The sequence below is a fragment of the Pseudoxanthomonas sangjuensis genome, assembly GCF_010211755.1.
GTDB classification, from domain to species: domain Bacteria; phylum Pseudomonadota; class Gammaproteobacteria; order Xanthomonadales; family Xanthomonadaceae; genus Pseudoxanthomonas_A; species Pseudoxanthomonas_A sangjuensis.
The window spans coordinates 147,344-154,025 of record NZ_PDWR01000005.1 but is presented as its reverse complement, the minus strand read 5'-3'; the positions used below and the strand labels follow the sequence as shown (position 1 = coordinate 154,025).

Below are 6,682 nucleotides of genomic sequence, written 5' to 3'. Positions count from 1 at the left end.
TGTTTACAAGGCGAGAGCGGCATATGCGATGTCGCTCTTGTCCGCGGGGCCGGGGAGGTGTGAAAAGGGTCCAGGTTCCGGCCCCCGGGGCCGGCCCCCGCCGGCCCCGGTGGCCGACATCGGCGCCAGCGTCGACATCTCCTCGAAGAACATGAATCCGCCGCGCTACCCGCCGGCCGCGCAGCGCGCCGGCATCGAGGGCACGGTGATCCTGATCATCGACGTCGACGCCAACGGCAACGTCACCAAGGTTTCGGTCGAGAAGTCCAGCCGCAACCGCGACCTCGACCGCGCCGCGATGGAAGCCGCACGCAAGTGGCGCTTCAATCCGTCGATCGTCAACGGCCAGAAGGCGGCGGGACGCGTGCGCGTGCCGGTCGACTTCAAGCTGGGCGGCTGACCGAGCCGAACCGATTTACCAAAGCCTCCACGTTTCAAAAGAACCGGTTAACCAACCGAACGCTAGTCTCCGCAACATCTCAATCATCAAACAAAGGTACGCGTCATGCTGCAAGAAATCCTCATCGCCGCCGCAGCCGGGGGCAACAATGCCGCGAATGCCCTCACGCAGATGGGCTTCGAGCACCTGATCGGCGAAATGACCAGCAAGCCGGGCGAGTTCGCGGTCTCCTGGGCCGTGCTGCTGACCCTGGTCGTCATGTCCGCGCTGTCCTGGTACTGGACCGTCATCAACGCGCTGCGCAACGTCCGCCTGAAGGGCCAGGCCGACCGCGTGGTCAACGCGTTCTGGGACACGCCGAACGCGCAGGACGCGATCCGCCTGATGGAAGAACAGCCGAAGAACGAACCGTTCTCGAAGATCGCCCTCGACGCCGCCCAGGCCGCCGCGCACCACCAGCGCGCCGGCACCGCGGGCACCGGCCTCGGCGAATCGCTGAGCCGTTCCGAATTCGTCGACCGCGCGCTGCGCCAGGCGGTGACCCGCGAAAGCGGCAACCTGCAGAGCGGCATGACCCTGCTCGGCACCGTCGGCGCGACCGCGCCGTTCGTCGGCCTGCTCGGCACCGTGTGGGGCATCTACGGCGCGCTGATCCGCATCGGCGCCACCGGCCAGGCCTCGATCGACGCGGTCGCCGGCCCGGTGGGCGAGGCGCTGATCATGACCGCGATCGGCCTGTTCGTCGCGATCCCGGCGGTGTTCGCCTACAACTTCTTCAGCAAGAACAACGCCGCGACCATCGCCAAGTTCGACACCTTCGCGCACGACCTGCACGACTTCTTCGCCACCGGCTCGCGCGTCAAGTAAGACGCGCGTCGCCGAGCGAGAACCCGCAAGTCAGATTTGACGGAGCCCGGAAATGGCCTTCAGTAGTGGTAACAGCAGTGGTCCGATGACCGACATCAACGTCACGCCCCTGGTGGACGTGATGCTGGTGCTGCTGATCATCTTCATCATCACCGCGCCGTTGATGTCGCACAAGGTGAAGGTCGAGCTGCCGGAAACGAACTTCGTGCCGGACAAGGAAGAGCTCGATAAGCGCGTCGGCCCGATCACCGTCGCGGTGAAGGAAGACGGCTCGCTGTTCTGGAACGACGAGCCGATCACCAAGGAAATCCTGGAGTCGCGCCTGTCCAGCGCCGCGCAGCTGACCCCGCAGCCGCCGCTGAACCTGCGTGGCGACAAGACCACCAAGATGGGCACGATCAACGAGATCACCAAGATCGCGACCAGCCAGGGCATGCTCGACATCGGCTTCGTCTCGATCAAGGAAAAGGGGCGCTGAGCCATGGCATTTTCTACCGGCAGCAACAAGGGCCCGATGTCGGAGATCAACGTCACGCCGCTGATCGACGTGATGCTGGTCCTGCTGATCATCTTCATCGTGACCGCGCCGATCACCACCTACCCGATCGACGTGGACCTGCCGCAGCGCGTGATCAACCCGCCGCCGCAGACGCAGGAGCCGCCACCACCGATCGACCTGCGCATCGACGCGTCGAACACGGTGTACTGGAACAACAGCCCGGTCGCGGTGTCGGCGCTGCAGAGCATGATGGAGAACGAGGTGCAGCGCGATCCGACCAACCAGCCGGACCTGCTGATCAACGCCAGCGCGGATTCGCACTACGACGTCATGGCGAAGGTCCTGGCCGCGGCCAAGAACGCCAAGATGCTGAAGATCAAGTTCGTCGAGTAATCCCGCAGCACCGCACATGACGCCTTCGAAACGCCGCCTCCGGGCGGCGTTTTTTTTGTTGCCGGCATCCATGGCGGCGACCCTCCGGGCCGTCGCCGGCGCGATGCCATCGGCTGCTCCCGGCGATTTCGCGTGCTCCGCTCCGGCACAGGAGGGGGTTTGCTCGGCCTCGCGGACCGGCGTAGTGTCGGCAGCGACCCACAGCGAAGGAGAGTGCGCCATGGCTTTCTCCCGCAGCATCCCCGGCAGTCCGGTCGCGCAGATCAACATCACGCCGCTGATCGACGTGATGCTGGTCCTGCTGATCATCTTCATCGTCGCCGCGCCGATGGTCGCGCGGCCGCTCGCGGCCAGCCTGCCGCAGCCCGTCGATACCAGGGAAGACAGGAAACCGACGACGCTCGAGGTCGGCATCACCGGCGAGGGCAGCTACCGGCTCGGGGAACGCGCGCTGGACGACGCGGCGCTATGGCTGCGGATCGAAGCCGCGGTGGCGTCGGACCCGCGCAGCCTGCTGGTGGTGCGCGCGCAGCCGGATGCCGATTACCAGCGGCTGGCGACGCTGTTGTCCGAGGCGCAACGGCGCGGCATCGACAACATCAGCGTGGCCCAGCCGTAGCCCGCATCGCTCAGCGCGCTGCGAGGATCGCCAGGTAGGCGCGCACCGTCGCGTCCAGCCCGGCGTACAACGCCTCGCCGATCAATGCGTGGCCGATCGACACTTCGAGCACGTCCGGCACCGCGCGCAAAAAGTCGCCGAGGTTATGCTGGCTCAGGTCGTGGCCGGCGTTGACGCCGAGCCCCAATGCCTGCGCCCGCCGCGCCGTATCCGCGCACAGCGCCAGTGCGTCGCGCGCGTCGCCGCGCGCGTGGGCGTCGGCGAACGGCCCGGTGTAGATTTCGATGCGGTCGGCGCCGCAGGCGGCGGCCTGTTCCAGCCCCGCGCAACCGGCGTCGGCGAACAGGCTGACCCGGCAGCCAAGCGACTTCAGTTCCGCGACCAGCGGGCGCAGCCGTTCGCCGTCGCGGACGAAGTCGAAGCCGTGGTCGGAAGTGATCTGCCCGTCGCCGTCCGGCACCAGCGTCGCCTGCGCCGGGCGCGCGCGCCGGCACAGTTCGATGAAGCCCGGATAGCCTTCGCGCGGCGGCGCGAACGGGTTGCCCTCGATGTTGAATTCGACCCCGCGCCGCGCGGTCAGCTCGGCCAACGCGTCGACGTCGCTGGCGCGGACGTGGCGCTGGTCCGGGCGCGGGTGCACGGTGATGCCGTGCGCACCGGCGTCGAGGCAGGCCGTCGCCGCGCGCAGCACGCTCGGCTCGTCGCCGCCGCGCGAATTGCGCAGCACGGCGATCTTGTTGACGTTGACGCTGAGCAGGGCCATCGCGAAGCGGTACGGTTCAGCCCTCGCCCGGCGACTGGTGCTCGGCCGCGGCCTTGCGCGCCTCGGCCTGTTCGCGCAGGCGGCGCAGTTCCACCGGGTCGATCATCGGCGCCGCGTTGTCGCGCACGCTGCCGACCCGCGCCGAATAGAAGCCCATCGCCCAGGCTACGAAGCAGGCCAGCGAGACCAGCAGGCACAGCAGCAGCACCACGGTCGACGTGGTGGTGAAGGCCACGGCCAGGGCGCCGATGGCGAACAGCAGGAACAGCCAGTACATGCTCGCAACCCCATGCGGACGGTGGCCGGCAGTTTACCGCTTCGGCGCCGTTGCGAAGCGGCAACGGTCGCAACTCGCGATCACAACAGCGGCGAGGCCAGCCGGGCCAGCGCCTCCGGCAGGCGGTCGCGCCACGGCGGTCGCGGGCGGCGCGGGTCGACCCGCTGCGCGCGGGCCAGTTCCCGCTCGAGGAACTGCGCCAGCGTCGCGCAGAACGACGGGTCGCGGAACAGCATCGACAGCTCGAAGTTCAGGCGGAAGCTGCGGTTGTCGAAGTTCGCGCTGCCGACGATGGCCAGGTTGTCGTCGCAGAGCAGCACCTTGCTGTGCAGCATGCGCGGGCCGTACTCGCGCACTTCGACGCCGGCCGCCAGCAACTCGTCGTAATACGAGCGCGCCGCCCACGTCACCAGCCGCGAGTCGCTGATCCGCGGCACCAGCACGCGCACGTCGAGCCCACCCAGCGCGGCCGAGGTCAGCGCCATGCGCGCGGCCTCGCCGGGCACGAAGTACGGCGTGACCAGCCACACCCGGCGCTTCGCTTCGTGGATCGCGCCGACGTGCAGGCGGTGGATCGCCTCCCACGACGAATCCGGCCCCGACACCAGGGTCTGCACGGAGATGCCGCCGCCGTCCTGCACGCGGTCGTGCGGCCACAGGTGGGTGCCGACGAAGTGCCGGCGCCCGTGGCCGCTGGCGTAGGCCCAGTCCTCGACGAAGACCTGCTGCACGCTGCGCACGATCTCGCCTTCCAGGCGCAGGTGCAGGTCGCGGTAGGCGTCGTCGCGCAAACGCTCGTCTTCCTCGTCGGTGATGTTGATGCCGCCGGTGAAGGCGATGCGGCCGTCGACGACGACGATCTTGCGGTGGCTGCGCAGGTTCAGCCACGGCCGCGCGAACAGGTGCAGCCGCGAGGGGTGGAACCAGGCGAACTCGCCGCCGGCGTCGAGCAGCGGCTGCAGGAAGCGGCGCCCGACCCGCGAGGAGCCCACCGCGTCGAGCAGCAGGCGCACCTTGGCGCCCGCCTTCGCCCGTTCGACCAGCGCGTCGCGCAGCCGCGTGCCGGTGCGGTCGGGCTCGAAGATGTAGTACTCCAGGTGCACGTGGTTGCGCGCGGTGGCGACCGCGTCGAGGATCGCCTCGTAGGTCGCGCCGCCGTCGATCAGCAGCTGCGCGGCGGTGGCGGTCGAAGGCGGCAGCCCGGTCGTCGCCTGCGCCAGCAGGGCCAGCTCGGCGCAGTCGGCATCGGCCGGGCACAACGCGGCATGTTCGCCCATGCCGCGCCGCGCGAGGTGGCGGCGCAGGTTCTGGCGCACGATCTTCTGCGGGCCGAACAGGAAGTAGATCGCGAAGCCCAGGTAAGGCAGCAGCGACAGCGACAGCAGCCAGCTCAGCGTCGCCACCGGCTCGCGCTTCTGCAGCACGATCCAGGCGCACAGCGGCACGAGGTACAGCAGCCACGCGAGGGTGATCCAGCTGCGGATATGCGGGATCGCCCAGAAGGTGGTCCAGAGGTCGTGAAGGGTTCCCGGCATGTCCGCATTCTATTGTCGCGGGCTGCACCTTGTGGCGGCCCGCAGGGGCGCGGCCGCGAAGGCCGTCGCCCCGTGAAACCCTCCGCGGCGCGTCTGGGCGCGGCGGTCGCGCCCAGACGCCCCGGCAAAGCAACCGTCGTGTCGCCGCGACTGAGACGGCGCGGGAGTAGGGTGGCCGCATGCACGAAGGCGAAGGCACGCACCGGGGACAGGCGATCAAGGGCCGCGGCTCGACCGGCTGGCTGCCGGGGCGCTATGCCAAGACCATCGCCGAAAAGGCCGACGACGGCTGGCACGAGCGCGACCGCGAAGGCGAGATCGAATCCGCGCCGCAGACCGAAGTCCGCGAGGAACGCGCGCGCAGCGTGATCAGCCGCAACCAGTCGCCGGACATCCCGTTCTCGCAATCGCTGAACCCGTACCGCGGTTGCGAGCATGGCTGTTCGTACTGCTTCGCGCGGCCGTCGCACGCCTACCTCGACCTGTCGCCGGGCCTGGACTTCGAGACCAAGATCTTCGCCAAGACCAACGCGCCGGACGTGCTGCGCGGGGAGCTGGCCAAACCCGGCTACAAGGTCAGCCCGATCGCGCTGGGCATCAACACCGACGCCTACCAGCCGACCGAGCGCAAGTTGAAACTGACCCGGCGCATCATCGAAGTGCTGGCGGAGACGAAGCATCCGTTCTCGCTGATCACCAAGAACGCGCTGGTCGAGCGCGACCTCGACCTGCTCGCGCCGATGGCGCGCGAGAACCTGGTGCGGGTGTTCCTGTCGATCACCACCCTCGACAACCAGCTCTCGTCGAAACTGGAACCGCGCGCGTCGGCGCCGCATTCGCGGCTGCGCGCGGTGCGCGCGCTGGCCGATGCCGGCGTGCCGGTCGGGGTGATGTTCGCACCGGCGATCCCGTGGGTGAACGACCGCGAACTCGAAGCGGTGCTGGAAGCCGCGCGCGGCGCCGGCGCGACCGCGGCCGGCTATGTGCTGCTGCGCCTGCCGCACGAGGTCGCGCCGCTGTTCCGCGACTGGCTGCAGGCGCACGTGCCGGACCGCGCCGCGCACGTGATGAGCGCGATCCGCCAGCAACGCGGCGGCAAGGACTACGATGCGACCTTCGGCAAGCGTTTCCGCGGCGAGGGCGTGTTCGCGGACCTGCTGGCGCGGCGCTTCGAACTGGCGAAGAAGCGCTTCGGCTACGACCGGCACTGGTACGGCGCGATGGATTGCGCGAAGTTCGTTCCGCCGCGGAAGCCGTCGCCGCAGGGCGAACTGTTCTGAGCTTCCTCTCCCCGGCGCGGAAGGGAGGAAAGGCGCGAAGCGCCGGGCG

General features: G+C 69.0%; 8 protein-coding genes and 1 pseudogene. 6 read left to right on the top strand and 3 right to left on the bottom strand.

What is annotated here, in order from left to right:
* Positions 1 to 82: 82 nt before the first annotated feature.
* The 5 genes and pseudogenes from CSC71_RS04285 to CSC71_RS04265 all read left to right on the top strand — a co-directional run.
* Positions 83 to 400 (top strand): annotated as a pseudogene (locus CSC71_RS04285) (energy transducer TonB); the annotation flags it as partial.
* 105 nt (positions 401 to 505) lie between these two features.
* Positions 506 to 1,267 (top strand): TonB-system energizer ExbB, encoded by a 762-nt coding sequence (exbB, locus tag CSC71_RS04280; RefSeq protein WP_162373103.1) that lies wholly within the window; start codon positions 506 to 508, stop codon positions 1,265 to 1,267.
* A 52-nt stretch (positions 1,268 to 1,319) separates the two neighbouring features.
* Positions 1,320 to 1,745: an ExbD/TolR family protein gene (locus CSC71_RS04275; RefSeq protein WP_162373102.1), complete on the top strand. Its 426-nt coding sequence runs from the start codon at positions 1,320 to 1,322 to the stop codon at positions 1,743 to 1,745.
* Between the two features lie 3 nt (positions 1,746 to 1,748).
* On the top strand, positions 1,749 to 2,159 hold the full coding sequence (locus CSC71_RS04270; RefSeq protein WP_162373101.1) for an ExbD/TolR family protein: 411 nt from the start codon (positions 1,749 to 1,751) through the stop codon (positions 2,157 to 2,159).
* Between the two features lie 220 nt (positions 2,160 to 2,379).
* Positions 2,380 to 2,778, top strand: a complete 399-nt coding sequence (locus tag CSC71_RS04265) for an ExbD/TolR family protein (RefSeq protein WP_162373100.1) — start codon at positions 2,380 to 2,382, stop codon at positions 2,776 to 2,778.
* 10 nt (positions 2,779 to 2,788) lie between these two features.
* Here CSC71_RS04265 and CSC71_RS04260 read toward each other — a convergent pair whose 3' ends face one another.
* The 3 genes from CSC71_RS04260 to cls all read right to left on the bottom strand — a co-directional run bounded on the left by CSC71_RS04260 (position 2,789) and on the right by cls (position 5,353).
* Positions 2,789 to 3,541 carry a pyridoxine 5'-phosphate synthase gene (locus CSC71_RS04260; RefSeq protein ID WP_162373099.1) on the bottom strand — a complete coding sequence of 251 codons (753 nt, stop codon included), beginning with the start codon at positions 3,539 to 3,541 and terminating at the stop codon, positions 2,789 to 2,791.
* A 16-nt stretch (positions 3,542 to 3,557) separates the two neighbouring features.
* A complete protein-coding gene (locus CSC71_RS04255; protein ID WP_162373098.1) occupies positions 3,558 to 3,818 on the bottom strand; it encodes a hypothetical protein in 261 nt (86 codons plus the stop codon).
* 80 nt (positions 3,819 to 3,898) lie between these two features.
* Positions 3,899 to 5,353 carry a cardiolipin synthase gene (gene cls / locus CSC71_RS04250; protein ID WP_162373097.1) on the bottom strand — a complete coding sequence of 485 codons (1,455 nt, stop codon included), beginning with the start codon at positions 5,351 to 5,353 and terminating at the stop codon, positions 3,899 to 3,901.
* A 179-nt stretch (positions 5,354 to 5,532) separates the two neighbouring features.
* Between cls and CSC71_RS04245 the strand changes: the two genes are divergently transcribed.
* On the top strand, positions 5,533 to 6,633 hold the full coding sequence (locus CSC71_RS04245; protein ID WP_162373096.1) for a PA0069 family radical SAM protein: 1,101 nt from the start codon (positions 5,533 to 5,535) through the stop codon (positions 6,631 to 6,633).
* Positions 6,634 to 6,682 lie beyond the last annotated feature (49 nt).